Here is a 24,462-nt window from a genome sequence, read left to right as displayed (position 1 = left end):
CTGTACATGGATCTTTTGTTTCAGGGGGCGCACACAGGGAAAATAAATGCCTAAAAGACAAGGTTGGTATCGGCAGCCACCGCGGCTAAAAATAGCGGGGATGGTTGCAGGACTTTTTTCCCTGGTATTGATCGCTATGATCTGTGCCGTTTCCATTGTTCAGATTCAGGCTGCGATCACGGCCTATGCGGGTGGCGAAAGTATCTGGTCCAGATCCCAGCTTGCTGCAGTGATCTATTTTGATCGCTACGCCCTTTCTGGTGACCCTCAGGAATTGGAACAGGCCAGAAACAGGCTTTCTGTCCCGCTTGCCGATCGCGAGGCACGTTTGGCCATGGAGGCCGAATCGTTTGATAGAGGTGCGGCCAGAGCCGGACTTATTGCCGGCAATAATCACCCGGCTGATGTTGATGGCATGATCTGGCTCGTGCGCAACCTGTCTGATTTCGATGACTTCAAGAAAGCGATAGTTGCATGGCAAGAGACAGATCCCGGATTACTTGAACTTCGCGAAATTGGTAATGAACTGGAATTGGAATGGTCCCGAGCGCAGCCTGACCGGGAGAAACTGGCATTGCTGCGGCAACAGCTGGCGGAGGCAAACGACAAGCTGCAGATACATGCGGTGCGATTTCGCGAAGCTATGGCCAGTGCAACCAGAAGGTCAGCAAGCGTACTGTCTATTGTAAGCACAGTCTTTTTGTTGATCCTTGCGCTTGTGGCCTGGCAACTTAGTTCCCGCCTGACACGCTCGGTTCGGCACTCGGCACAGAATTTCCGCGCTATTTTTGAACAGGCAGCAGTTGGTATAGCTCAGCTCAGGAGCGACGGCCGTGTGCTTGATGTCAATGAAGCGCTCAGCGGAATTACCGGGTATTCCAAACCCGAGTTACTTGCCATGCGGTACGAAGACCTGTTGTTTCCCGAAGACTGGGAGTCCGGTCGCTTACAGCAGCAGGCAGTGATGCTTGGGGAATCTGCCAGCTATTCCTTTCAGCAACGCCTGAAGAATTCCAGCGGAGACGCACTCTGGGGAAGGCTCACTGTGTCTATGAGCGACTTCCCCAAAGATCGCACAAGCAATTATATCGTTGTACTGGAAGATATTTCCGACTCCTACCGCATGTCAGAGGAGTTGAGCTACCAGGCGAATCACGATGCCCTAACCGGGCTGATAAACCGTCGGGCATTCGAGCGTCATCTGGAGACAGTACTGAGAGAGGCGCGCTCAGAACACAGTAATCATGCCTTGTGCTTCCTTGATCTGGACCAGTTCAAAGTTGTTAACGATACATCCGGCCATTTGGCGGGTGATGAGTTGCTTCGGCAAGTTGCTGCCATTGCCCGCCACTCACTGCGGGAGAGTGACATTCTTGCACGACTGGGTGGCGATGAGTTTGGCATTATTCTGCGCAACCTCTCGGCAGATGCAGCGTCCGACATAGCGGAAAAACTCCGTGCGGCAATTGAGGATATGACGTTCACATGGGAAGGCCGAAGCCACAGTGTGGGTGGCAGTATTGGTGTTGTGCCAATAACCCCCGGGGTTACCGATGCCAGTTCGCTGATGCGTGCAGTGGATATTGCTTGCTACGTGGCCAAAAGCCGTGGACGTAACCGGACTTACCTTTCCGTTAAAGATGACCTTCAGATCACCGAGCAACGTACGGAAATGGAGTGGGTGAATCGTATTCATGAAGCTTTGCAGGAAAACCGCTTCTTTCTCGACGCCCAGTTTATCCTGCCTCCGGCGAATACAGACGGTCGGATAAGGTACGAGGTTCTGGTCCGGATGAAAGGCGAAGACGGGAAAACTGTTCCCCCGGGCGCCTTTCTTCCTGCTGCTGAGAGGTTTGGAATCGCCCCCAAGATCGATCGCTGGGTGATCGACGAAGCTTTCCGCCAGTTAGTGGCTCATCCAACGCACCTGAATGAACTTGATGCCTGTCATATTAACCTGTCTGGTCGCTCATTTGACCAGCCTGATTTTGCTGACTTCGTGATCGAACGGTTACAGCATTACGGGCTATCGGGCAGCAAAATCTGCTTTGAACTTACTGAAACAGCGGCCATGCATAACCTTGCAGATGCTCAGAGTTTCATGGAACGCCTGAAAGGCTCGGAGTGCAGGTTTGCACTGGATGATTTTGGAACCGGATTGTCGTCGTTCAGCTACCTTCGACGGCTGCCGGTCGACTATCTGAAAATTGATGGTGTATTCGTGCGGGACATAGTCACTGACCAAACGGATTTGGCGATGGTTCGGGCAATAAACGATATTGGTAAAACCCTGAGGAAAAAAACCATCGCCGAGTTTGTCGAGAATGACGACACACTGGAACTGCTCAAAGAAATGGGCGTGGACTATGTGCAGGGATACGGGCTACATCGCCCGTGTTTGTTCCAGGATATCCTTACCGGTAGTTTGCGAGGATAGCGGCCAGTTCGCCGCTCTTGCGGATACGTGCCAACTCAGCGTTGAATTGATCGGCAAAAGGCCGGGCTTCCTTGCGCAGCATTATCCGGAATCCGTAGGAACTGATATCCCCTGAAGAAACTGCAAATTGATCCTGCAAACCTTCGTTTTTCAGTATCCACTTGCCCACAAGCAAATCCACTACCGCAGCGTCAAAACGGTCCCCGTGAAGTAAAAAGTTAAACATGTCCCTGTCCTGGGACACATCAAAACGCTTGATAGCACCAGACTCAAAATGCGGTTCCAGTACAGGGTAGATGTAGCCTAGATGGGCAACGACCGTTTTTGAGAAAAGGTCTTCGGGGGAATGATAGGTCTCGCCAGTGCTTTTGGGTGTAAAGAAAACCTCTTGCACATCCACTACAGGCTCTGTGAACAGAAAGTCGTCGGGGTTTTGTGTCCATTCAATTGCTCGGGAGGTGCCATCGATATAGCCATCCAGCAGCATCTGGTCCACGCGTTTGCGAGGGATCTTTTTAGCGACTATTTCATAGCCCAGGCGCTCGGTAATCAGCGAAACCACGTCCCACATGATGCCGGAGGGCGCGTCCTGATCAACGATCATATAGGGCGGGTAGCCGTTTGGTGAAATATTGAAGCGAAACACCTTTGCATCGTTCGCAGAAGCGGTGTTTATGGCCAAGGCAAACATAAGCAGGAAAGGCAGGCAGACAAAGCGTCTTGTAAAAACTGTAATCCAGCCGAGTGTCGGGTGCTTCATCAAAAGGGGCTCTCTGGGGGTGGTGCTGTCCGTGAAAGAACTGACCCGGCTAAATCCCTGCCAGAAAGGAAGCAATTGTTACTCGTCTGTCTCCTTATTTCAATGCTGTTGGGTAATCTTGTGTTAACCGGAAACGGGGCCAGTATGCAGGCCCCGTTTCTGTGTGGCTGTTGTATCAGGCCCAAGCGCGTTGCAGCACGGCTCGCGCGTCCTTCAGAGTAACCTCTTTAGGATTGAACATGATAGAACCGTCGTCGAGCGCCATTTCTGCAATCTGGTCGAGCTGATCTTCAGTAACCTTGCCTGTTTCTTTAAGAGTGCGTGGCAACTTGCAGCGCTTGTAAAGCGCATCTCTGAGCTTGCGAAGCGCTGAAATACTGGCTTCTGCACGGCGGCTGGCAGGAGTGGCAGCGTAGACCTCCGGGCCTTCCAGGTGCAGTAGCAGTTCACTCAGTGGCTCGCGAATGGTTTCAAGGTTGTATTCAAGCACATAAGGCAGGTACAGGCTCATGCACAGGCCGTGGGGCAGGTGGCAGATAGCACCAGTAGCGTGGCCAAGAGAATGTACAAGCCCAACCATGGAGTTGGAAAACGCTATGCCAGCCATTGTGGACGCCTGCGCCAGCTCAAGCCTGCCATCGCTGTCTTTAGGGTTGTCCATTACCTGCAGCAGAGAGCGGCTGACCTTTTTGATGGCCGCTGTAGCATAGGCATCGCTCAGCGGGTTTTTCGCCATACATGTGAAGGACTCAACCGCATGGGTCATAGCGTCCATAGCCGTGGCGGCCGTAATGTGCGGCGGCAGAGTCAGGGTCATACGCGGGTCAATCACCGCTGCGTTGGGCAGCAGGTAAGAAGAGGTGAACGGCAGTTTTACGCCTTTTTTCTCGTCGGTGATTACAGCAATGGAGGTCACTTCGGAGCCGGTTCCCGCAGTGGTAGGCACCACCAGGAAGGGTTTGAGCGGGCGTTTCAGCACGCCGGCACCGGAGTACTTGGCAATGTCATCACCGCCTTCTGACACCAGAATGTTTACAGCTTTGCCAGTGTCGATGGCCGAGCCGCCACCAATGGCAATAATGGAGTCGCATTTTTCCTTCCGGTAAACCGCGGCAATATCACGAACGACGGTGGTGGATGAATCTGGTGGCACATCGTCGTAAATGTTAACGATTTCTAGACCGCTTTCTTCGCAAGCTGCAATCACAGGGTCCAGTAATCCTGCGGCACGAACGCCCTTGTCTGTCACAACCATAGGGCGCTTGGCACCCAAGGCGCTTAGCTCGTAAGGGATATGCTCAAGGGCGGCTTTGCCGGCAATGACTTTTACCGGGCAGAAGAACTCATAGTAAGTGTTAGACATTTAGGCTCTCACTGTCTGGACAAAATGGGTGGCGACTTTCAGGTAAATCTGTGCGGCACTGATCAGCTTTTCCGGGAGGTGCAAGTTTGCCGGGTATTCTTTTACAGCACGCTCAGCAATGATCTTGGGCAGAATGAATGCCTCCAACCGGTTCAGTACCCGTGTCATGCGCACGGCGTAGCTCACATCGCCATCCACCAGCATGCGGTCATTGGCGAACGCGACCGAGGTTTTTTCCTGGAATGACAGCACCAGAAAGGCATGGGTAAGGTGCTTGAACTTGATGGACACGTCCACCGGGCGGGGGGCGGAGTCACCATGGTAATGGAAACGGCCGTTACCAATGTGCTCCACGATAAGCCTGGAACCCTCGGGCATTACCATCATTTCAAACAAGAACCCTTCAGGCAGTACTCGCGCCTCTCCCTGAACCTCGCTATCAACCTCACTGACCGCCTGTAGAGCCCGTCCCATAACCTGGAACATCAGCTCTACATAAAGGCGTTTAGCCTGCGAAGCCATCGGCTGGATACGTTTCGCTAACATGTCCGTCACCTGAATCTGGTTATTGATGACTAATTTTTAGAGTTATTGCTCTAGAAGTCAATGATCATGATGACAGTAAAATTGCGCATCCCCGGCAAACCCGGATTCAGAAACAAAAAAAGGCCGACATTCCAGGGAAGTCGACCTTTAGAAGCGTGATTTGCAGAGATGTTACTGGGTAAGCGCGGCCAGCTTTCGCCTGGCTTCTTCTGCAATTTCACCGCTGGACTCCGCCGCTTTGCTGTAATAAGCGATAGCTTCCTTGCGGTTGTTTTCTTTCACGGCGATATCTCCAAGTCGCAGAAAGGCTATAGACGTTGGCACTACCTCGTTAGCGCGGGTCAGGTTCTCCCGCGCTTTGCTCAGATTATTAAGCTGCAGTGCGGTCAGACCATTGTGGATTCGATACATGAACATTTCGGGGTACATGGACACCGCTTTATCAAAATCAGCCTGGGCTTTTTCGGGCTGCTTTTGCTCCTGATAGATACGGCCACGCAAAGAATAGAACATGGCTTCGCGGGGTAGCAGGTTAATGGCCTCATTGACCTTTTTAAGCGCTGCATCCATATCGCCATTGGAGGCAAGTTTCATGGCTTCGTCGTGGGCGTCGTAAGCCGGTTGAGCCTTGCGCAGGAAAGCTGTTTTCTTCCTGTAAACATCTTCACCACGGTAGCCACCGCCACCTATCCTGGCGACCAGTTTACTGTTCTCCTGCACGCGCTTGGCGGAAGGTGGGTGGGTCGCAAAAAGGCCGTCTACAAATCCTGCCTGCTGCCCCTTCGAAAGCTGAAGAAAAATCTCTTGCAGCTCAACAGCAGCCTGCGGATCGTAGCCAGCTTTTTTCATATAAACGATGCCGTAGTAATCCGATTCCAGCTCATCCCCCTGGCCGTATTGCGCCAGAGCAAGCTGCGCGCCGACAGCCGCACCACCCATAAGCAGACCAGCCCACTCATTATCAGACAGCGCAAACCCCAAACCGGCCACGCCCGCGCTGATCAGCATCCCCTTTTGCATACGTTGAACACTGTGGCGCGCCGCCGCATGCACAATCTCATGGCCCAGCACAGACGCAAGCTGGGCTTCATCACTAAGCTGAGTCAACAGGCCGCGGTTAATAGCAATCTTTCCACCAGGCAACGCCCAGGCATTCGGCACGCCGCTGTTAAGAACTACGAACTCGTAGGGCAGGTCAGGGCGGTCACTCACCCGCGCCATCTTCTCACCAACCTCCCTCACGTAGAGCGTAAGCTCGGGATCAACGTAAAACTGCCCGCCTTGAGTCTGCTGGGTGGGCGTATATTGCTCAGCACCCATGGCGAATTCCTGGCTCTCACCAATCAGCGAAAGCTGGTTCTCCCCGGTAACCGGGTTTACAGAGCACCCGGAAAGCACCAGCACAAGTGCCATAATTGGCGCACAACGTTGCAAGACGGCGTTTTTCACTCTCGACTCCTGTAATTGAATTCCTGAAACATATGATTACACGGCGGCTGCCTGCTTTACATACTTGAAAATTAAAACCGCTCCACTCCGGGGCTTGAAAACCCTCTGAACGACCCCATTTTCCTGCTAGACGAACTCACAAGCTGGATAACACGGGAGCAAGGGGCTTCTCCAAAACCGTGCGGAGCCATGGATGGCGGAGCCGAGCGTACAGGGATGTATCCACAGCGTGTTTTGGAGAAGCCCCTTGCTCCCGTGTTCACCTCAAATGTCGATTGCAGGAGAGATCAAAGAATGACAGTTGAATCGCAAAAAGAAACTCTAGGTTTTCAGACGGAAGTAAAACAACTACTTCACCTGATGATCCATTCCCTGTACTCAAACAAGGAAATTTTCCTCCGCGAACTGATTTCCAACGCCTCCGATGCCGCAGACAAAATGCGCTTCGCCGCCGTTAAAGATGACGGCCTTTACGAAGGCGACTCAGAGCTGCAGATCCGCCTGGATTTCGACAAAGAAGCCAACACCATCACCCTGAGTGACAACGGCATCGGCATGAGCCGTGAAGACGTTATCCAGAACCTTGGCACCATTGCCCGTTCAGGCACCGCAGAATTCCTCAAACAGCTCTCCGGTGATGAAAAGAAAGACAGCAAGCTCATCGGCCAGTTTGGTGTGGGCTTCTATTCTGCCTTCATCGTTGCCGACAAAGTTGATGTATTCACCCGCCGTGCAGGCACGCCAGCAGAAGAGGGCGTACATTGGCAATCAGCAGGTGACGGTGAATTTACCATCGAGCAAGTTACCCGCGAAAAGCGCGGAACCGAAATTGTTATACACCTTAAGCCAGACGCCACCGAATTTGCCGATGGCTTCCGCCTGCGCAACCTGGTGAAGAAGTATTCCGATCACATCTCCTTCCCGGTGGTTATGAAATCTGAGCCGGCCGAAGAAGGCGAAGAGCCAAAAGACGAGACGATTAACGACGCAACCGCGCTGTGGACCCTGCCTCGCACCGAAATCAAAGACGAGGAATACAAAGAGTTCTACAAGCACATTGCCCACGACTTTGAAGACCCGCTCACCTGGTCCCACAACAAGGTTGAGGGCAAGCTCGACTACACAAGCCTGCTGTACATTCCGGCCCGTGCGCCGTTTGACATGTACAATCGCGAAGCGCCTCGTGGTCTGAAACTGTATGTTCAGCGCGTATTCATCATGGACGACGCAGAACAGTTCCTGCCGTTGTACCTGCGCTTTGCCAAGGGGGTAGTGGACTCCAACGACCTGTCCCTGAACGTGTCCCGTGAAATTCTGCAGAACGACTCCACGGTAGACAGCATCCGCACAGCGCTTACCAAACGTGTGCTGGACATGCTAGGTAAGTTGTCCAAGAAAGATGCCGGTGAATACCAGAAGTTCTGGGATGAGTTTGGCACCGTTCTTAAAGAAGGCCCGGCGGAAGACTTCAGCAACCGCGAGAAAATCGCCGGCCTGCTGCGCTTTGCCTCCACCCACACAGGTGAGAGCACCCAGAATGTATCTCTGGACCAGTACATTGAGCGCATGAAAGACGGTCAGAACAAGATCTACTACATCACCGCTGACAACTTCATGGCCGCCAAGAGCAGCCCCCACCTGGAAGTCTTCCGCAAGAAAGGCATCGAAGTGCTTATCCTCTCCGACCGTATCGACGAGTGGATGATGGGTTACCTGAACGAGTATGACGGCAAATCCTTCCAGGACGTTGCCCGTGGTGATCTTGACCTTGGTGATGTGGAAACCGAAGAAGACAAGAAACACAAAGAAGAAGCTGCTGAAGAACACAAAGAGCTTCTGGAGCGTATCAAAACAGCACTTACCGACCGGGTTCAGGAAGTGCGTGTCACCAACCGCCTGACAGATTCACCGGCGTGTTTGGTAACGGGCGATTTTGATATGGGAGCCCAGATGAAGAAGATCATGGAAGCGGCGGGCCAGAAGGTTCCCGACAGCAAGCCAATCTTTGAAATCAATGTAGATCACCCACTGGTTCAGCGCCTGGAAAGCGAGAAAGGTGATGAGCGCTTCAATGAGCTCTCAGCCGTTCTGCTGGATCAGGCTACACTGGCCAGCGGCGAGCAGTTGCAAGACCCGGGTGCTTACGTATCCCGCCTGAACCGTCTGTTGCTGGAACTGGCTAACTAAGCCCATGCACCAGATTATTGTGGACATAAGCATTAGCCCTGATGAGTGGATTAAATTTTATCAGGGCATTGCTACTGATGTTCACACCACGGCCCGGGACGGACGCTCCGTCCGTTTCCCGGCCCGTATCCTCTCCCGTTTCTATCTACGCGACGGCGTTCGTGGCTCCTTCCGAATTGTGTTCAATGAACAAGGTAAGTTTGAGTTCATTGAGCGTATTTAATGCCTCCTATTTATTGATAGTTAAAAGCTTTCGCAGTCTTTTCCGGAATTGATTATCCAGAAGGGCGTTGTAGTGCTTGAATGGTGGTTGAGGCTTACACCGAAACAAGGGATTGAGGAAAAGTTGCGAGGCACGAGTTTTGGCTCATCTATCCTCCAAAGCTTTAGTATCTCCAAGCCCGGGTATAAGCTGCTTAATTGTGTTTGGAACTTCAGAGGAATTGACCATGACCGATGAAAAATCGAATAAGAGCAAATGTCCGGTATCACACCTTACAACTGCCTTTGGTGCCCCGGTAGTCGACAATCAGAACTCGATGACCGCTGGCAAGCGTGGGCCTGTGTTGGTCCAGGATGTGTGGCTGAACGAAAAACTCGCCAATTTCGTGCGTGAGGTCATCCCTGAGCGTCGCATGCATGCCAAAGGCTCTGGAGCGTTCGGAACATTCACCGTAACCAACGATATCACCCGGTATACGCGCGCCAAAATCTTCAGTGAAGTGGGTAAAAAGACTGAAATGTTTGCCCGCTTCAGCACCGTGGCAGGGGAGCGGGGCGCGGCTGATGCTGAGCGTGATATTCGCGGCTTCGCGCTCAAGTTCTATACCGAAGAAGGCAACTGGGACATGGTGGGCAACAACACACCTGTGTTCTTTTTGCGGGATGCCAAAAAATTCCCAGACCTGAATAAAGCAGTAAAACGCGATCCAAAAACCAACATGCGTTCGCCGACGAACAACTGGGATTTCTGGACGCTTCTGCCAGAAGCCCTGCATCAGGTGACTGTAGTCATGTCGGATCGTGGCATTCCCAAGAGTTACCGGCACATGCATGGTTTTGGCAGCCACACCTATAGCTTCTGGAACGAAGCAGGTGAGCGTTACTGGGTGAAGTTCCACTTCAGAACGCAGCAGGGCATTGAGAACCTGACCGACGCCGAGGCTGCAGCGATTGTTGCTGATGACCGCGAAAGCCACCAGCGGGATCTCTTTGACGCTATCGAACGGAGCGATTTCCCACGCTGGAAAATGTATGTGCAGGTGATGCCGGAAGCCGATGCGGAAACCTACCACGTTCATCCGTTTGACCTGACCAAGGTTTGGCCAAAAGGGGACTACCCGCTTATCGAGGTCGGTGAATTTGAGCTGAACCGAAATCCTGAAAACTATCACATGGATGTTGAGCAGGCGGCCTTCTCGCCATCAAATCTCGTTCCTGGTATAAGCGTGTCCCCGGACAAGATGCTTCAGACACGACTAATCAATTACCCGGATTCGCAAAGGTACCGCTTGGGCGTAAACTATCAGCAGGTGCCGGTGAATGCTGCCAAATGTCCGGTTATGAGCAACCACCGCGATGGTCTTGGCCGGATGGACGGCAATTACGGTAGTTTGCCCCATTACCAACCAAACAGTTTCGGCCAGTGGAAAGATCAGCCCGAGTACGCAGAGCCGCCGCTCAAGATTGACGGAAATGCGGCCATGTTCGATTTCCGCGAAGATGATGACGATTATTACAGTCAGCCGCGCGCACTGTTTCAACTGATGACACCTGCCCAGCAGCAGGTACTGTTTGAAAATACCGGGCGGAATATGGGGGATGCTCCAGACTTCATCAAACAGCGCCACATCGACAACTGCACCCGTTGTGACCGCGCCTATGGCGAAGGGGTTGCCAAGGCTCTGGGTATGTCGGTCAAGTCGCCGGATGAATTATCTGCAGACCCTGAACTGGCAGAGTAATATCGGCTTGAATAAAAGCCCTCACGAGAAGTGAGGCAGTTGCCGAACTGCGCGGTTGCTTTTAGGGCTTCCGCGCATTTTTAATTTTGAATATATGGAGACCCTATGCGGATCATTCTTGCCCCGATGGAAGGGCTGGTTGACGCACCTATTCGAGAAACGCTCACAAAAGTTGGCGGGATAGACCGGTGCGTGACGGAGTTTATCCGTGTGACCCACAGCATGTTGCCGCCAAGGGTCTTCTACAAGTTTGCACCGGAGCTGCACAACCAGTCACTCACGCAAGTGGGTACCCCCGTGGCCGTTCAGCTTCTGGGTTCAGACCCCGAACAAATGGGCTGGCATGGCCGTAAGGCGGCGGAACTGGGCGCGACTCAGGTTGATATTAACTTTGGTTGCCCAGCGAAAACGGTGAACAAGCACAAGGGTGGCTGTGTGCTGATGCGTGAACCGGAATTGATGTATGAGATTGCAGCGGCGGTTCGCAAGGCCGTGCCCGCAGGTGTTCCGGTAACCGCTAAAATGCGCCTGGGGTATGACGATCGCTCAATGGGCGTAGCCTGTGCTCAGGCATTAGACGCTGCGGGCGCTCAAGAGATTGTTATTCATGCTCGCAGCAAAGTGGATGGCTACAAACCGCCTGCTTACTGGGAGGAAATTGCCAAGGCACGGGAGGCGGTGAAGGCCAAAGTCATTGCTAACGGCGAGATCTGGAGCGTGGCGGATTACTGGCGTTGCCGTGAGGTGTCCGGTTGTGAGGATGTAATGATTGGTCGGGGCCTGATTGCAAGGCCAGATCTGGCTCTCAAGATCAAAGCCAGCCAGCAGGGTGTTCAGGTTGACGATATGACCTGGCCAGAAGCAGTGGTATTAGTGAAAGAATACGCCAGCGTGCTTCAGGGGTGGCTGGAAGACAAGTACGTAACCGGTCGCATCAAACAGTGGCTGAACTTTCTTCGCCAGGGGTTTGCTGAGGCTGAAGCACTGTGGCCTCACGCCCGTAAGATCCGCGAGGTTGCGCCTATGCTGGCGTGCCTTGAGCAGGTTGTCCCTGCCAAGTCCAAGGCTGCCGTTCAGGCAGCCTGATCTGCCTTCAGCTTTCCATTCCGGGTGTGTACAAGCCCTGGGCTGCGGCGCCATTCAACCTTGCGCGTTTAAGCATGGCAGCCTGGGTTTGCGACCTGTTGTTCAGGTTCCCGGCCCAGGCTTTCTGAGCCGGCTCCTGTAGCGCACGCCCATAGGAAAAACTCAGGTACCAAGGCTGCTGGCCAAAGCTGTTCATCGCGTTCAGATTCAGGGTGGCTTCTTCCGGGGTTTGCCCTCCGGAGAGGAAGTTAATACCCGGAACGGCCGCCGGAACTACTCTGCGGAATACCCGCAAGGTGGCTTCTGCCACATCTTCCGGGAGCGCCTTCGCGCACTCTTTGCCCGGCGTTACCATGCTTGGTTTAAGAATGATGGTTTCCAGTTGCACACGGTGGCGGCGAAGTGCATTGAAAACCTCTGCAATCACGATTTCGTTTACTTCCGCAGACCGCCCGATGGTGTGATCACCATCAATCAGAACCTCGGGTTCCACAATGGGCACAACGCCTATGGCCTGGCAGAGCGCGGCATAGCGTGCCAGCATTTCGGCGTTGGCCTCCACCGCCTGTCGTGAAGGCAGAGTGTCGGAAATGTTGTACACGGCGCGCCATTTGGCAAAGCGGGCCCCCTGATTTTTGTAGATTTCCAACCGGTCGTCCAAGCCGTCCAGGCCGTAGGTTATTTCATCTCCCAAGGCATTAACCAGTGGCTTCTTACCCTTGTCTACCTTAATGCCCGGCACAATTCCCTGGCTTTTCAGCAGGTCTGGAATGGTTACTCTCTCAAGGCTGTTTTGGCCAAGGGTTTCCTCAAAAAGAATCACGCCACTTATGAACTCACCAAGCCCGGGTGTGGAGAAAATAAGGCTGCGATATTCCTGGCGTTTGTCCTCAGTGGATTCAACACCAACGGCCTTGAACCGTTTGGCAATCGTGGGGTGGCTTTCATCGGCAGCGAGAATGCCTTTGCCAGGCTGAACAAGCGCCTGAACGGTTGCGTGCAATTCGGCTTGAATGCTCATGTTGGCTCCTGTTGAAGGGGAAGGTATGTCGGGGCAGATATCCGTTGTGATATATCTTCAGTGTAGCCTGTTCATTTGGGGGCGGTTGGTATGACGCAGGATAAACTTGACCTGTGCTAAAACAATAATGGGTACATAGTCCTACTCTGTACATAACAAGGTTTCGGCAAGAACAAGGATTGGGTATGAAAACTGTTATCAGCGTAAGCCAAGGTTCATCCGAATACGATTACGATCTGGAAACCGAGTTTCTGGGACAAGCCTTCCGGGTGATCCGTGCCGGGACCGACGGAGATCTTTCTCGCGCGGTCGCGCTTCTGAAAACCTATCATGAGCGGGCCGACGCTTTTGGCCTCAGTATGGTATCCGATCATTATCAGGTTGGCTCTGTGAAGCTGGAACACCCGGATACCGCAAAGCTTGAAGCCTGTATTCCAGACAAACCGATAACCAGTGGCGCAGGGCTTCGGGGTATTCTTCAGGAGTGGGCTGTGCGCCTAACCCAAACCGAGTTGGGGCACTTCTTCGATAACGCCCGGGTCCTCTTCCTGAATGGACAAGCCGGCTACCGGGTGGCAAAAGCCCTTTCCGAGCATACGGATAACCTGTTCTTTGCCGATCCGTATATGGACTTCGGCGTGCCACGGCTGCTCACCTCCCTCAAACAGTTGGAAACCTACAGCTCGTTGACCGCGCCGATCATGTTTCGCCCGTCAGCCGTGAAAACGCTTGAAACCGTGCTCCGCACGCCGCTGTATCGTCTTGGGGAAGGGCTGATCAAAGGCTCCCTGCATCAGGCAGCGAAAGACTCCCATGTTATCGTTGGCCACATGGGTGATCTGGCAAATTTCACCCACAAAGAGCTGGATGGCAAAACCATCATCACTTCCCGCGTAACGGAAGAGGCTCTGGACTGGATGCGGTCACGCAAGGTGGCCATGGTGGTGGATTACAGTCCCTGGCTGGAAGGTAGACCAGTGGGCGTGAATGTGATGGAAGCCATGATCAGCGCGGCGCTCTCACGTACCCCCGGCCAGTTGGGTGCTGATGATTATCTTGGGGTGATTCAGAGCCTGGGTATTGAGCCGCGGATTCTCTACCCGAGTGGTTATCGACGGATAAACCGATTTGCCTTTGTGATTCACCCTCTATCTCAGCAGTATCTGACCAAAACCCGACCGTTAGACTGGGTTGCCAGTGTCTCACCGCCGATGGTGATGAATCTGGTGGAAAAAGCAGTGGCTTACGCGCCACCGTTTATCTATTCCAAAGTTACCGGCATCAAATCGCCCACTGGGGATGAGGCGGAAGGGTGGCTGATTACCGTAGGCGGTACGCCAAAAGAAATCATGGCCCACGATCCTGAATTTACCTACAGCAGGCTGCTGGCGGCTGCCAATCTGGCGAAAAAGCTGGGCGCACAGATCATGGGCCTGGGTGCCTTCACAAAAGTGGTGGGAGACGCCGGTATTACCGTTGCAAAGCGGGCGCCGCTCCCGATTACCACAGGCAACAGTTACAGCGCTTCCGGTGCACTCTGGGCTGCCAAGGATGCGGTGAAAATGATAGGCCGCGCCAAGATAGGTAAAAACGGCAAGATGACAGGCAAAGCCATGGTGGTGGGCGCAACGGGTGCTATTGGATCAGTATGCGCGCGCCTGCTGGCCAAAGCGGTGGACGAGATTTATCTGGCCGCACCTGAGCCCGCCAAGCTTCTGGCTTTGAAAGAAAGTATTGAGCAGGAAACGCCGGGAGCCATAGTGCACGTTGCGGGCTCTGCTGATCGTGATCTTGAAGATATGGACATGATCGTGACGGCCACCTCCGGTGCCGGAAAACGCATTCTGGATATCATGAGGGTAAAACCCGGCTGCGTGATCACTGATGTGGCTCGGCCGCTGGATATATCAGCAGAAGATGTGGCCAAACGTCCCGATGTACTGGTAATTGAATCCGGAGAGGTTCAGTTGCCGGGCAATGATGTATATATGAAAAACATCGGCCTACCTGAAGGTGTAGCCTACGCCTGCCTGGCAGAAACCATCGTGCTGGCGCTGGAAGGCCGTTTTGAGAACTTTACACTGGGCCGCAACATTGAGTGGGAAAAGGTTCGGGATATTTACAAACTGGGCCTGAAGCATGGCATGACGCTGGCGGCCATATCCGGTGTGAACGGGGTATTCAATGAAGAGGACTTCGAGCGGGTGAGGGTGCTGGCGGCAAAAAGTGATGCCGGCGACTTGGCAGCAGCTACGCCGGACGCCTGACGCCCGGCTATCTCAGCTGGCTGTCTTTGCTGCCTCGGCGGTTGATGCCGCCTGATGTGGTTTCCTGCTTTTCCAGGGCCGCCTGGCAATTCACACACAGGCGTACACCGGAAATCGCTTTGCGCCGAGCTTCAGGAATAGGGCAGTCGCACTCTTCGCAGAATTCTGCACTTTCACCCCTGCCGAGCCGGCTACGTGCCTCAGCCACGGCATCCTCTACGCTCGCATCAATCTGATCTTGTACAGCCCCATCACGGGTCCAGCCACCAGCCATAACCTTACCCTCGGCAAAGCCTTTACCTGTTGTGATCCTTGAGCATACCAAAGCCAGGGTGATCGGGCTAAGGTATGGCATCGTAATAGTTTGTCCCATCCACAATGAAGGAATCAAAATGCTGTCAGCAAACAACTCACCACGACGCGGCGGAAAGTGGCCTCTTGTTACAGCGTGGCTTGCCATAGCCCTGTTGATCGTTGCAGGTGTGTTGATGGCCATTGCCGGGCCAGCTTACAAGGCAGATTGGATCGGATTGGGTACTTCCTTCACGTGGTTGCGTCAGGGTGCACAACTGGCAATGGGCGCGGCTTTGCTTGGGCTGATAACTCTGGTACTTGCGGGTGTGTTGCGCCGGTGGCGGCCGGCTCTGGTGGGTGTGTTGGTAACCTTGGCTGTTGTGGCAATGGTTGCCATACCCATGCAGATGAAGGAGCGCGCCCAAAGCGTGCCCCCCATCCACGACATCACAACGGATATGGAAAACCCTCCTGCCTTCACATTGTTGGCGGCGGCCCGTGAAGAAGCCCCCAATGCCGTGGACTATCCCGGAGCGGAAACAGCGAAGCAGCAACAGTTAGCGTACCCCCAGTTAAAACCGATTCTGGTGGACGCGCCCCTGGCCAGTGTTATGGAAACGGTAAAAAGGAAGATTCAGGCCCGTGGCTGGGAGATTGCCGGAACCACCGACAACACCATCGAAGCCACTGCGACCACTCGCTGGTTCGGGTTTAAAGACGATGTGGCTATCCGTATGACGGAAACAGAGCAGGGCGTGCAAGTGGATATGCGTTCTGCCTCCCGATTGGGTAAGAGCGATCTTGGTACCAACGCCGAGCGGATTCAGATTTTCTTTGAGGATCTGGCAAAACGATAAAATAGTTTCTCAAGTCAGCCAGGGGGTATACTCTGAAGGAATAGGATTTGCCGCTTCATTTAACAGGTTGGCGGGCCTAACTCCTTCAGTGTGACCCTCAATGAAATCACCACTACGTCTTCGCTACCAAACTATTGAGTTCGGCAACGTGGACATTCACGTGTGCACTTTGCGTGATAATCAGCAGTTCGACGATCCAAACGATATCGCCCTCAAACTGGGCATTTCCTCTGCTACCTGGCCCCTGTTCGGGATTATCTGGCCATCAAGCCTGGTGCTTGCCCATTACATTGTGAACCATCCAACCGAGGGCAAGAGAATTCTGGAAATTGGCTGTGGAATGGCGCTTTCCAGCCTGCTTTTGAATGAACGTAATGATGATATTACAGCGACGGATTATCATCCTGAGGTGGGCGTATTTCTGGAGCGGAACACACAGCTCAATCACGGTAAAGCGATAGGTTATCAACGAGTTGACTGGGCGGACAAAGCCAGCGATCTGGGCTTGTTTGATATTATTATTGGTAGTGATGTGTTGTACGAAGACGAGCACATAAACCTGTTAGCGGATTTTATTGACCGGCACGCCAACACGGCCTGTGAAGTCATTCTGGTGGATCCGGGAAGGGGCAGAAAAAACAAGTTCAGTCGTCGCATGGAAACTCACGGGTTCAGCTTTTCTGAGGAAAAGCCGGAGTGTACAGACTATCTGGACAAGCCTTTCAAAGGGCATGTGCTCAAATTCCGGAGAGGAGATGCGCCGAGCCCGCCAGGCTCTGATTCAAGCAGCAATGCCTGAATCGCTTGGTGTCCAGCGTGCACCAGTTATTCAGCTCTTTTTCTCAAGCGCTTCCTTTAGCCCTGCAAACGGGTTGTGCGTTGCGGATTCCCGGCGTTTTTCGGAACTGCCTCCGTAGCGCACAAAATCCTCGAACTTGCTGTGCTCTTCATCGTGACAGTACACGCACAACAATTCCCAGTTACTGCCATCGGCGGGATTGTTGTCGTGGTCATGGTCAACATGATGCACAGTAAGCTCACGCAAATTGATGCGCGTAAACTCACGGGCACAGCGGCCGCATACCCAGGGGTACATTTTCAGAGCGCGCTCTCGGTACCCACTTTCGCGTTTCGCAATATAATCACGCTGTTCAGCCAGCAGTCTGTCTACCTTGCTTGTGTTGCCTGTATTTTGGCTCATGCAGGATATTCCTTTAATAAACCGGAAGCGCCCCTCGGGTAAAGGGCTATTCCACTGTCGGGGCGTGATTGGGGCCCATGCTGTTTTGAAGATCAATCATCGACTGCTGGCTCACCTTTATCAAACCGCTTTGAGGGCGGTTCAGATCAACAACCAGTGTCATCAGCACTGCAAACGCCAGTATCAAGGGGATAGTGGCGACAAGTCGTCGTTTCCCTGTAAACCCGGCCTGAGTGCCCAGGGTGATCATCGTAAGCGCAATGCTGCTCGTCTGCTATCGTTTTGGCAGAAAACGCGCGGCTAGAGAACAATATGAGGCTGGCAACAACTCCCAAATATTGCATAGCTATACCTCTTGAAGCAGGGCTTCGGGAAGCGGGAATCCAGCCTCTATATTAGTTCAAATGCGACAGAGCAAGCGTGATTTTCATCTCTTTCGATGCTCAGGATTCAGCACAGTTCTCTATTATTTTGCCGGAAGTGCCATCAGGCTTGTGGTGGAGCAGGGCAGCCTCAGCACCGGGCCCGGAGCCCTTTGTCCACCATTCCAGTTCGTTGCCAACGTAGCGTGAACCACTGGCAGACACTGCGATTTGCATGGTGTGCTTGGCACCCTTGTGCTGAATTACAGCAGATGTGTTGGAAGGGTAGGTTGCCGTAATCGTTTCGCCACTCTCGCATTGATAGGTGTGCGTGGCGGCTGTCTGGCTTCCGGCTTTTGCATCATCCTGTGACGAACTTGCGCAGGCAGTGAGGAAAAGGGCAGGCGCCAACGTAAGGGGAGCATAGATCTTCATACATACCTCAAAAGTCAGATGAGTGATGGAAAAGTTGATCAGGGTTCAATAAACCCTGAAAACTTTACTCCTGATAACAGAGCCATCTCCCGATGCCAAGTTGCCAAATCGTCACTGTTGAATGAATTCAACGAATCGTGGCCACAAGCTCTGGCCATCACTTGCATCAACTCTACAGAGGCTTCAAAGAAATTCCTGAGCTGCCCGGCGGATTTTTCGACGTTCAAACGCTGCCGAAGATCTGCTTTTTGTGTGGCTATACCGGCAGGGCAGTTGTTCGTGTTGCACATGCGGGCAGCAACACAGCCTATTGATTGCATAGCGCCGTGCCCGTGCCTGCCATTTCGGCGCCTTTCGCCAAAGCCAGCTTGGCTTCTTCAGACAGGGCTCCGAAACTCATGTCGGAAACAAGCAGGGGAATCTTGAGCTTCAGCGGCTTTCTGGCTCTGGGCCCGATAACCAGCTCGGTACTAACGGGAACATCTTCAAGCAGAGGCTGTGTAGCCATTTGCGCCGTCATCACCTGAATATCATCCCAGTGCGGCAGCAAATGACGGGGCACCCCCATGGAGGTCATAGGACCATGGTGCCCCATCTTTGATAAGCCATCTCTGGCCAGTTGATGTATGAACTCGACCGTAGGTTCCTCAACAGTGGCACTTGCCACGGGAATCTCACTTGCTCCCGCTTTGATGCCAGGCCCTTCCTTGCCAACTGCACTGGCATCAAACTACTTATGAGTACCATCGCAAAACGGCTGCTTGTTGGAACGGCCACAGGTGCAAAAGTAGTATTCCTCGCCGTCTGCAAGATCCACTTTTACAGGCCTGTTATTCGCTACGGTCGGGTTCATTAGGTGTAACTCCAGGGTTCAGCTTATATGCCCATGCAGTTGGCGTAGTAGGTTGTAGTGGCCGGCCAGTCTGAAAAAATGCCGATTACACCCACTTCCTGAGCCAACACATCAATCACTGTGAACATGTCACCGTCATTGTTGATGGCATCGGTTACGCTCTGATAGTACCACCCGCCGCCAGAGTTTAGTGGCCCGCTGCGCTCAAGCGACCAGCCAATCAGGTCAAGGCCTGCGGCTTTGGCGTTGAGAGCGTACTCGGAAGGTACAATTTCGTTGTTGCTGTTCAGGGTCAGCATTTTCCAGATTGCAGGCGCCAGAACAGGAACCCCTTGTTGAACGAGGCTTTCCATGTACTCAAGGGATACGTTTTCAGGGGAGTGATCATCTTCATCAAGAAAGACCGCTTGCTTGCCAAATTCAGGCGTTTCATTGATCCAGAACACCACGTCTTCCAGCAAAAACGACTGAGGCCATACATCGGAAGGGCTAACACCTGCCTGCACGTAATCATTAATCATCTGGCGAGCATAATCCTGCTGTGTGTAGTCGCCTTCAAACGGCATGTCGACCACCGGCGTTTTCAGCTCCGGAGTGAACTGAACGCCCAATTCCTTGAGCAGTTCGATGCTTTCACGGTGGCTTAACACTGTTCCGTTCGTGGCGTACAAATCCGTTCGCCAGTCGGCCGTGCCGCCCAGGTATTCTTCTGGTGTGGTGGCATCAGCGTTAAACGCATCCATCTTTCCCCTGAGCGATTTGAACTCAGCCAGCGTAATGTCGCTTGTACGACATTCAGCTTCGGCCTTTTGGCCCGTGGCTGGGTCTGCGGGTGTAAAAGGCTTGGTGCACTTGGCGTTCAATTCCGGCACAGCCACGATGTTGGTGGTTGTGTGCAGGTCATTCTGGGCATGGCGGCACACCAGCTCCCTGTCCTTGGTAAAGGCCACGTCGCACTCTACGATCCCGGCGCCCATTCGTGCGGCCGCTATGTAAGATTCGCGGGTATGCTCAGGAAACTGCATAGGAGCACCCCGGTGACCGATGGAGAAGGTCGAAGAGGTCACCGGCTTGGATTCACACGCTTGCAGGGACTGCTTCAGCTTGCCTTCGTCCATGTTGTTAATCAGGAAGTAAGGCCGGGGTCCAACTTGAACCAGCGCCTGGCTGTCAGTAGGGGAGGCTTCAGGGGTGCTGGCATTGTGATCCATGGTGCTGCAGCCAGACATGACCGCAATAGAACCCGCGAGCAGTGACAGGGAAAGTGTACGTTTCATGACAGAATCCTTCTGTATTTTTTGTTTGAATTTATATTACTGAGCTAAACATTAGTGGCCACCTCACTATTGATCAACTAACCACCAGCTGTGGTTCGTCGCATTCAATGATGGCCATGGAGTCGGGCAAGTTTGCCCGCTGTTTCCGTGGGACGGAATCGGTGTAAAAACGGTCAACGTATTTGAACGTGGCCACTTTACAATGTGCGTTCAGAGTCCATTTGCTGTGGTCTGCCACAAGCATACGGGTTCTGGTGTTTGCGATGATGGCACGGCTAACTTCAGCCTCGCGGATTTCGTGATCCATCAAGCCTTGTTCCAGATCCATGCTTCCGGTGCTGAAAATGCCGAAGTCTGTCGTGAAGGAGCTGAAAAAGCTGCTGACTTCTGGCCCAACCACATCGTGATGGTTATGGCGGTACATGCCTCCAGACACGATAACCTCGATACCCGGGTTACCTGAAAGTGCCGCCGCCACACTGAAATTGTTGGTCAATATTCGAAGCGAATGATGATGAATCAGCGCTTGTGCCACCCGTTCAACGGTACTGCCAACCCCCAGGCTAACGGTGGCGCCTTCAGGAATATCTGCGGCAACGCGTTTGGCCATTCGCTGTTTAGCGAGTTGACTGGATGTAGGTTCATCTTGGGGTAAAGCAAAGGATGGTGCAGGCCTCGCTGGCAGGCTGACACCGCCATAACGACGGCGCAACAAACCCAGTTCACACATCTTGTTGATGTCGCGGCGAATGGTTTGCGTAGTGACGCCAAAGCGCTGAGCGATGTCTTCAACTTCGACATGCTCTTGTTCATGCACCCATTCGAGGATGCAGCGCTGGCGTTCTTTGGCACTCATCAGATTACCTGCTCGGTCAGGTGCGATGTTGCAGCCAGGCCTCTGCCATTTCAGCAAAGCCCAATCCCGAAGGTTGGCTGACAATCGCTGCGGGCTGATGGGTCATAACGTGTAAATGCTTACGAATATTGGCTACACCAACACTCATCGGAAAACTGCGGAACATGCTCTCGTCGTTGGGTGCATCACCAATGAAAACAGAGCGCTTCTGCAAGGACTCGATATCCAGCCCCAGTAACTCCTGGCCCACTCGAAGCGACATAGTGGATTTGTCGAAATCGCCGAGCCAGATATTGATGTGGATAGAGCTTTGGCGAACGCTGAAGCCCTGAGCCACCAGAGGATCGTGAATCGCAGCTACCTGTTCAGGTGTCAGCGATTCCTGCTGGTTGTAGTCCACGGCAACGTCTACAAAACGGAAGGGTTGGTCTGTGGCCAGCTTGGCCTCGAAGTCCAGATCCAATGCGGCAACCGCATTCAAGATGGCTTGCTGGTCGCGGCGGTGTTTGGCCTCGTTTTCCCAGAAGTGCCAGCTAACTGTTTGTGGGGCAGTGCGTTCGGCATAGAAGGCTCCGCCTTCACCAATAACCGCTTTTACTGGCCAGGTACGAATGATCTGATCACACCAGCCAGCGCAGCCTCCGGTTACCGGGATGATACTGATGCCGGCCTCTGCCAAACGGCAGATAGCCTGATAGGTCTCTGGCAGAAGCCGGCCACCGGTGGTGAGCGTATCGTCCACATCGGTGAAGAGAATGTCGGCCTTGCCAAAATCGATACTGTCTTTCATAGAATCGGTTTACCAGGTCAAATTACTTTTTTGCGCAGGACGCTGGTCAGCGCCTCGCCCAGAATGACCAACACAACGATTGCGAGCAGGATAGTTGCAACAGTTTGCCAAGCAAACATGTCGATGGAACCCTGTAACAGCACCCCGATACCACCAGCACCCACCAAGCCCAACACAGTGGATTCACGGATGTTGATATCCCAACGCAGAATAATGATGGCAAAAAAGGCCGGCATTACCTGAGGCACAATCGCATACAGAACCACCTTCATTTTGCTGGCACCGGTTGCTTCCATGGCTTCCACCGGACGGCGGTCAATCTCTTCAATAGCCTCGCCCATAAGCTTGCCGATGAAGCCGACGGAGCGGAACATAACTGCCAAAATACCGGCCAGCACACCCGGGCCAAAAATCGCCACGAACAGCAAAGCCCAGATAATGGTGTTAACAGAACGGCTGGAGACAAGAATGAACCGGCCAATCCACAGCGTGACCTTGTTCGGAGTGGTGTTCTGCGCCGCAATGTAAGACACCGGCAGAGCGATGAAAATCGTCAGCATGGTGGACAGGGTGGCAATGTGCACCGTCTCCAGCATGGCGGAGAAAATCGCACTCCACTTGCTGAATTCCGGCGGCCACATGCGTGCGCCCAAGCTTTGGATCTGGTTGGGCGCATCCCAAACCCAGGGCCAAAAAATATCAATATCACGCACGGCCCAAACAACAGCTATCAGCGTGGCCAGGTAGACCGCATAGCGCGTAAGCTGTTCTTTACGGTCGTAGCGCGACCAGACTCGGTCGGTCAGTTTTGCAGCGTGATCTACCATACTTTTTTCCTCACCCATCCGCTCAAGCCTTCACTGACCAGAATGATCGCAATAATCATCAGCAAAATGGCAAAGGCGAAATCGTAATCGTAACGTCCGAAAGCGTTCATCAGAGTGCCACCGATACCGCCGGCACCCACAATGCCAACAACGGCCGATGCGCGAAGGTTACTGTCGAGCTGATACATGGATAGCCCGATCTGGCGCGGCATGATCTGTGGGAAAACCCCATAAACCAGGATTTTCATGTAACCGGCGCCAACAGAACGCATGGCTTCAACCTGGCCCCAATCAATTTCTTCAATCTCTTCTGCCAATAACTTGGCAACGAAGCCGATGGAATAGAGAGTCAGGGTAAGAATGCCCGCCATAGGGCCAAAGCCCACCGCTGCAACAAACAGAATGGCGACGATAACCGGGTGAAAGCTGCGGGAGACGATAATAAGAGTCCTCCCCAGAATGTAAACGGGAAGGGGCGCTACGTTACGAGCCGCCATGACCGCAATGGGAACCGACAGGAGAACACCCAGCATGGTCGCCAAAAAGGCAATCTGGAAGCTTTCCTTGAAGCCCGTCCACAGCAGCCCGCCGCGTTCAAAACTGGGAGGGAAAGCGCCGCCAAAAATTTTGCCTGCCCGAGGCAAGCCTTCAGCGATACGCTGCCAGTCAAAAGGCAGTGTTGAGAATGCCCAGTACAAGTAGGCCAGGGTGATTGCGACCAATCCATAGCGAATCCAGGGATTTGCTATGAAAGGGGGCTTTTTCCAGACCCTGCCCGGTTGTGCACCGGATGCAGTGTTCCCGGATGTCATGCCGAAGCCTCCTCAGTTGGGGATGCGGGTTCACCTGCATCTTCTTCCGGCGACTCAATGCCACCGTAAATGGCATCCAGAGCATCCTGGTTGAAGTCTTTGGGTTCACCGTCAAAAATCATCTGCCCATGACGCATGCCCACAATACGGTCGGTGTACATACGCGCCTGGGTCACGTTGTGAATGTTGATCAGTACAGGCAAAGACATTTCACTGGCAAGGCTTTGCAGCAGGCTCATGATCTGCTGTGAGGTTTTCGGGTCCAACGAAGCGGTGGGCTCGTCAGCCAAAAGAATCTCGGGCTCTTGCATTAGTGCGCGTACTACGGCAACACGCTGGCGTTCACCACCAGACAGTTGGTCGGCACGTTTATCGGCGTAGTGGGCGATACCCACCCGCTCCATGAGGCTGAATGCGCGGTCTATATCCGATTGCGGAAAGCGGCGAGTCAGAGCCTGGAAGAAGGACACATAGCCCAGTCGACCAGAGAGCACGTTTTCCATAACAGTTAACCGGTCAATCAGGTTGAAGCCCTGAAAAACCATACCGATGCGGCGGCGAGAATGGCGCAGGTCGCTTCCGCGAAGATTGACCAACTCGTGGCCGTTCAGCTTGATCGAACCCGAAGTTGGCTCGACCAACCGGTTAATGCAGCGTAACAGAGTGCTTTTACCGGCACCGGATGCGCCGACGATGGAAACAACACTGCTACCATCAACCGTCAGATTCAGGCCTTTGAGCACAGGTTCGTTTTGCCCGTAACGTTTTACGAGGTTGGTAATCTCTAACATGTGATTAACTCCGGGTAGAGCCCCTGG

The 24,462-nt window shown here is 53.3% G+C and carries 26 protein-coding genes; 8 read left to right on the top strand and 18 right to left on the bottom strand.

Features of this window, described 5'->3' with window-relative positions; translation table 11 throughout:
• Positions 1-46: 46 nt before the first annotated feature.
• A complete protein-coding gene (locus RKA07_RS08405; RefSeq protein ID WP_310966104.1) occupies positions 47-2,437 on the top strand; it encodes a putative bifunctional diguanylate cyclase/phosphodiesterase in 2,391 nt (796 codons plus the stop codon).
• Here the strand turns inward: RKA07_RS08405 and RKA07_RS08400 are convergent.
• The 4 genes from RKA07_RS08400 to RKA07_RS08385 all read right to left on the bottom strand — a co-directional run bounded on the left by RKA07_RS08400 (position 2,415) and on the right by RKA07_RS08385 (position 6,519).
• Positions 2,415-3,197 (bottom strand): substrate-binding periplasmic protein, encoded by a 783-nt coding sequence (locus RKA07_RS08400; RefSeq protein WP_200204430.1) that lies wholly within the window; start codon positions 3,195-3,197, stop codon positions 2,415-2,417. The genes RKA07_RS08405 and RKA07_RS08400 overlap by 23 nt on opposite strands.
• A gap of 175 nt (positions 3,198-3,372) precedes the next feature.
• On the bottom strand, positions 3,373-4,560 hold the full coding sequence (locus tag RKA07_RS08395; protein WP_200204433.1) for an iron-containing alcohol dehydrogenase: 1,188 nt from the start codon (positions 4,558-4,560) through the stop codon (positions 3,373-3,375).
• Positions 4,561-5,106 (bottom strand): hypothetical protein, encoded by a 546-nt coding sequence (locus RKA07_RS08390; RefSeq protein WP_200204436.1) that lies wholly within the window; start codon positions 5,104-5,106, stop codon positions 4,561-4,563.
• A gap of 171 nt (positions 5,107-5,277) precedes the next feature.
• On the bottom strand, positions 5,278-6,519 hold the full coding sequence (locus RKA07_RS08385) for a M48 family metalloprotease (protein ID WP_310966164.1): 1,242 nt from the start codon (positions 6,517-6,519) through the stop codon (positions 5,278-5,280).
• Between the two features lie 330 nt (positions 6,520-6,849).
• Between RKA07_RS08385 and htpG the strand changes: the two genes are divergently transcribed.
• From htpG to RKA07_RS08365, 4 genes are all read left to right on the top strand, one after another.
• Complete coding sequence (gene htpG / locus RKA07_RS08380) at positions 6,850-8,742, top strand: molecular chaperone HtpG (protein ID WP_310966103.1); 1,893 nt, start codon at positions 6,850-6,852, stop codon at positions 8,740-8,742.
• Between the two features lie 4 nt (positions 8,743-8,746).
• Positions 8,747-8,965 (top strand): DUF2835 domain-containing protein, encoded by a 219-nt coding sequence (locus RKA07_RS08375; protein WP_200204447.1) that lies wholly within the window; start codon positions 8,747-8,749, stop codon positions 8,963-8,965.
• Between the two features lie 226 nt (positions 8,966-9,191).
• Complete coding sequence (locus RKA07_RS08370; RefSeq protein ID WP_200371113.1) at positions 9,192-10,706, top strand: catalase; 1,515 nt, start codon at positions 9,192-9,194, stop codon at positions 10,704-10,706.
• Positions 10,707-10,811: 105 nt separating this feature from the next.
• Positions 10,812-11,792 carry a tRNA dihydrouridine synthase gene (locus RKA07_RS08365; protein WP_310966102.1) on the top strand — a complete coding sequence of 327 codons (981 nt, stop codon included), beginning with the start codon at positions 10,812-10,814 and terminating at the stop codon, positions 11,790-11,792.
• A gap of 7 nt (positions 11,793-11,799) precedes the next feature.
• Here RKA07_RS08365 and RKA07_RS08360 read toward each other — a convergent pair whose 3' ends face one another.
• Positions 11,800-12,813 (bottom strand): class I fructose-bisphosphate aldolase, encoded by a 1,014-nt coding sequence (locus RKA07_RS08360; RefSeq protein ID WP_310966101.1) that lies wholly within the window; start codon positions 12,811-12,813, stop codon positions 11,800-11,802.
• 185 nt (positions 12,814-12,998) lie between these two features.
• On the opposite strand from RKA07_RS08360, the gene RKA07_RS08355 reads away from it, so the two are divergent.
• Complete coding sequence (locus tag RKA07_RS08355; protein ID WP_310966100.1) at positions 12,999-15,080, top strand: DUF8754 domain-containing protein; 2,082 nt, start codon at positions 12,999-13,001, stop codon at positions 15,078-15,080.
• A 7-nt stretch (positions 15,081-15,087) separates the two neighbouring features.
• On the opposite strand, the gene RKA07_RS08350 is transcribed toward RKA07_RS08355, so the two are convergent.
• On the bottom strand, positions 15,088-15,354 hold the full coding sequence (locus tag RKA07_RS08350) for a DksA/TraR family C4-type zinc finger protein (protein ID WP_200204580.1): 267 nt from the start codon (positions 15,352-15,354) through the stop codon (positions 15,088-15,090).
• A 118-nt stretch (positions 15,355-15,472) separates the two neighbouring features.
• On the opposite strand from RKA07_RS08350, the gene RKA07_RS08345 reads away from it, so the two are divergent.
• Together RKA07_RS08345 and RKA07_RS08340 are read left to right on the top strand one after the other, a co-directional pair.
• Complete coding sequence (locus tag RKA07_RS08345) at positions 15,473-16,231, top strand: DUF1499 domain-containing protein (RefSeq protein WP_310966099.1); 759 nt, start codon at positions 15,473-15,475, stop codon at positions 16,229-16,231.
• Positions 16,232-16,331: 100 nt separating this feature from the next.
• The gene (locus tag RKA07_RS08340) at positions 16,332-17,030 is read left to right on the top strand and encodes a class I SAM-dependent methyltransferase (RefSeq protein ID WP_200204460.1); all 699 of its coding nucleotides are present in this window, start codon (positions 16,332-16,334) and stop codon (positions 17,028-17,030) included.
• Positions 17,031-17,060: 30 nt separating this feature from the next.
• Here RKA07_RS08340 and RKA07_RS08335 read toward each other — a convergent pair whose 3' ends face one another.
• The 12 genes from RKA07_RS08335 to phnC form a co-directional block, all read right to left on the bottom strand.
• Positions 17,061-17,432 (bottom strand): YajD family HNH nuclease, encoded by a 372-nt coding sequence (locus RKA07_RS08335; RefSeq protein ID WP_310966098.1) that lies wholly within the window; start codon positions 17,430-17,432, stop codon positions 17,061-17,063.
• A gap of 46 nt (positions 17,433-17,478) precedes the next feature.
• Entirely contained in the window at positions 17,479-17,682 is a 204-nt protein-coding gene (locus RKA07_RS08330; RefSeq protein WP_310966097.1) for a hypothetical protein, read from the bottom strand.
• Positions 17,683-17,875: 193 nt separating this feature from the next.
• Positions 17,876-18,229, bottom strand: a complete 354-nt coding sequence (locus RKA07_RS08325; RefSeq protein ID WP_310966095.1) for an MliC family protein — start codon at positions 18,227-18,229, stop codon at positions 17,876-17,878.
• A 38-nt stretch (positions 18,230-18,267) separates the two neighbouring features.
• Positions 18,268-18,549 carry a glutamate synthase-related protein gene (locus RKA07_RS08320; RefSeq protein ID WP_310966094.1) on the bottom strand — a complete coding sequence of 94 codons (282 nt, stop codon included), beginning with the start codon at positions 18,547-18,549 and terminating at the stop codon, positions 18,268-18,270.
• On the bottom strand, positions 18,537-18,896 hold the full coding sequence (locus RKA07_RS08315; RefSeq protein ID WP_310966093.1) for a glutamate synthase-related protein: 360 nt from the start codon (positions 18,894-18,896) through the stop codon (positions 18,537-18,539). The genes RKA07_RS08320 and RKA07_RS08315 overlap by 13 nt, the downstream gene beginning before the upstream one ends.
• 63 nt (positions 18,897-18,959) lie before the next feature.
• Positions 18,960-19,082, bottom strand: coding sequence for a CDGSH iron-sulfur domain-containing protein (locus tag RKA07_RS08310; RefSeq protein WP_310966091.1), 123 nt, complete (start codon positions 19,080-19,082; stop codon positions 18,960-18,962).
• A 23-nt stretch (positions 19,083-19,105) separates the two neighbouring features.
• A complete protein-coding gene (locus RKA07_RS08305) occupies positions 19,106-20,359 on the bottom strand; it encodes a glycerophosphodiester phosphodiesterase family protein (RefSeq protein WP_310966090.1) in 1,254 nt (417 codons plus the stop codon).
• Between the two features lie 73 nt (positions 20,360-20,432).
• Positions 20,433-21,215, bottom strand: coding sequence for a DeoR/GlpR family DNA-binding transcription regulator (locus RKA07_RS08300; protein ID WP_310966089.1), 783 nt, complete (start codon positions 21,213-21,215; stop codon positions 20,433-20,435).
• Positions 21,216-21,231: 16 nt separating this feature from the next.
• Positions 21,232-22,005: an HAD-IIB family hydrolase gene (locus tag RKA07_RS08295; protein WP_310966088.1), complete on the bottom strand. Its 774-nt coding sequence runs from the start codon at positions 22,003-22,005 to the stop codon at positions 21,232-21,234.
• A 17-nt stretch (positions 22,006-22,022) separates the two neighbouring features.
• Entirely contained in the window at positions 22,023-22,832 is an 810-nt protein-coding gene (phnE, locus tag RKA07_RS08290; RefSeq protein ID WP_310966087.1) for a phosphonate ABC transporter, permease protein PhnE, read from the bottom strand.
• The gene (gene phnE / locus RKA07_RS08285) at positions 22,826-23,644 is read right to left on the bottom strand and encodes a phosphonate ABC transporter, permease protein PhnE (protein WP_200371126.1); all 819 of its coding nucleotides are present in this window, start codon (positions 23,642-23,644) and stop codon (positions 22,826-22,828) included. The genes phnE (RKA07_RS08290) and phnE (RKA07_RS08285) overlap by 7 nt, the downstream gene beginning before the upstream one ends.
• Entirely contained in the window at positions 23,641-24,435 is a 795-nt protein-coding gene (gene phnC / locus RKA07_RS08280) for a phosphonate ABC transporter ATP-binding protein (protein ID WP_310966086.1), read from the bottom strand. Before phnC ends, phnE (RKA07_RS08285) begins: the two co-directional genes overlap by 4 nt.
• Between the last annotated feature and the right edge of the window lie 27 nt (positions 24,436-24,462).

The organism is Marinobacter xiaoshiensis, from assembly GCF_031631795.1.
GTDB lineage: Bacteria > Pseudomonadota > Gammaproteobacteria > Pseudomonadales > Oleiphilaceae > Marinobacter > Marinobacter xiaoshiensis.
The sequence above is the reverse complement of the archived record's forward strand: the minus strand, read 5'-3'. Positions and strand labels throughout refer to the sequence as shown.

What these genes read in the sequence shown, in the direction of transcription:
- RKA07_RS08405 (WP_310966104.1), top strand. Translation starts at nt 47, where the DNA reads ATGCCTAAAAGACAAGGTTGGTATCGGCAGCCACCGCGGCTAAAAATA.
- RKA07_RS08400 (WP_200204430.1), bottom strand. Translation starts at nt 3,197, where the DNA reads ATGAAGCACCCGACACTCGGCTGGATTACAGTTTTTACAAGACGCTTT.
- RKA07_RS08395 (WP_200204433.1), bottom strand. Translation starts at nt 4,560, where the DNA reads ATGTCTAACACTTACTATGAGTTCTTCTGCCCGGTAAAAGTCATTGCC.
- RKA07_RS08390 (WP_200204436.1), bottom strand. Translation starts at nt 5,106, where the DNA reads ATGTTAGCGAAACGTATCCAGCCGATGGCTTCGCAGGCTAAACGCCTT.
- RKA07_RS08385 (WP_310966164.1), bottom strand. Translation starts at nt 6,519, where the DNA reads ATGGCACTTGTGCTGGTGCTTTCCGGGTGCTCTGTAAACCCGGTTACC.
- htpG (WP_310966103.1), top strand. Translation starts at nt 6,850, where the DNA reads ATGACAGTTGAATCGCAAAAAGAAACTCTAGGTTTTCAGACGGAAGTA.
- RKA07_RS08375 (WP_200204447.1), top strand. Translation starts at nt 8,747, where the DNA reads ATGCACCAGATTATTGTGGACATAAGCATTAGCCCTGATGAGTGGATT.
- RKA07_RS08370 (WP_200371113.1), top strand. Translation starts at nt 9,192, where the DNA reads ATGACCGATGAAAAATCGAATAAGAGCAAATGTCCGGTATCACACCTT.
- RKA07_RS08365 (WP_310966102.1), top strand. Translation starts at nt 10,812, where the DNA reads ATGCGGATCATTCTTGCCCCGATGGAAGGGCTGGTTGACGCACCTATT.
- RKA07_RS08360 (WP_310966101.1), bottom strand. Translation starts at nt 12,813, where the DNA reads ATGAGCATTCAAGCCGAATTGCACGCAACCGTTCAGGCGCTTGTTCAG.
- RKA07_RS08355 (WP_310966100.1), top strand. Translation starts at nt 12,999, where the DNA reads ATGAAAACTGTTATCAGCGTAAGCCAAGGTTCATCCGAATACGATTAC.
- RKA07_RS08350 (WP_200204580.1), bottom strand. Translation starts at nt 15,354, where the DNA reads ATGGCTGGTGGCTGGACCCGTGATGGGGCTGTACAAGATCAGATTGAT.
- RKA07_RS08345 (WP_310966099.1), top strand. Translation starts at nt 15,473, where the DNA reads ATGCTGTCAGCAAACAACTCACCACGACGCGGCGGAAAGTGGCCTCTT.
- RKA07_RS08340 (WP_200204460.1), top strand. Translation starts at nt 16,332, where the DNA reads ATGAAATCACCACTACGTCTTCGCTACCAAACTATTGAGTTCGGCAAC.
- RKA07_RS08335 (WP_310966098.1), bottom strand. Translation starts at nt 17,432, where the DNA reads ATGAGCCAAAATACAGGCAACACAAGCAAGGTAGACAGACTGCTGGCT.
- RKA07_RS08330 (WP_310966097.1), bottom strand. Translation starts at nt 17,682, where the DNA reads ATGATCACCCTGGGCACTCAGGCCGGGTTTACAGGGAAACGACGACTT.
- RKA07_RS08325 (WP_310966095.1), bottom strand. Translation starts at nt 18,229, where the DNA reads ATGAAGATCTATGCTCCCCTTACGTTGGCGCCTGCCCTTTTCCTCACT.
- RKA07_RS08320 (WP_310966094.1), bottom strand. Translation starts at nt 18,549, where the DNA reads ATGCAATCAATAGGCTGTGTTGCTGCCCGCATGTGCAACACGAACAAC.
- RKA07_RS08310 (WP_310966091.1), bottom strand. Translation starts at nt 19,082, where the DNA reads ATGAACCCGACCGTAGCGAATAACAGGCCTGTAAAAGTGGATCTTGCA.
- RKA07_RS08305 (WP_310966090.1), bottom strand. Translation starts at nt 20,359, where the DNA reads ATGAAACGTACACTTTCCCTGTCACTGCTCGCGGGTTCTATTGCGGTC.
- RKA07_RS08300 (WP_310966089.1), bottom strand. Translation starts at nt 21,215, where the DNA reads ATGAGTGCCAAAGAACGCCAGCGCTGCATCCTCGAATGGGTGCATGAA.
- RKA07_RS08295 (WP_310966088.1), bottom strand. Translation starts at nt 22,005, where the DNA reads ATGAAAGACAGTATCGATTTTGGCAAGGCCGACATTCTCTTCACCGAT.
- phnE (WP_310966087.1), bottom strand. Translation starts at nt 22,832, where the DNA reads ATGGTAGATCACGCTGCAAAACTGACCGACCGAGTCTGGTCGCGCTAC.
- phnE (WP_200371126.1), bottom strand. Translation starts at nt 23,644, where the DNA reads ATGACATCCGGGAACACTGCATCCGGTGCACAACCGGGCAGGGTCTGG.
- phnC (WP_310966086.1), bottom strand. Translation starts at nt 24,435, where the DNA reads ATGTTAGAGATTACCAACCTCGTAAAACGTTACGGGCAAAACGAACCT.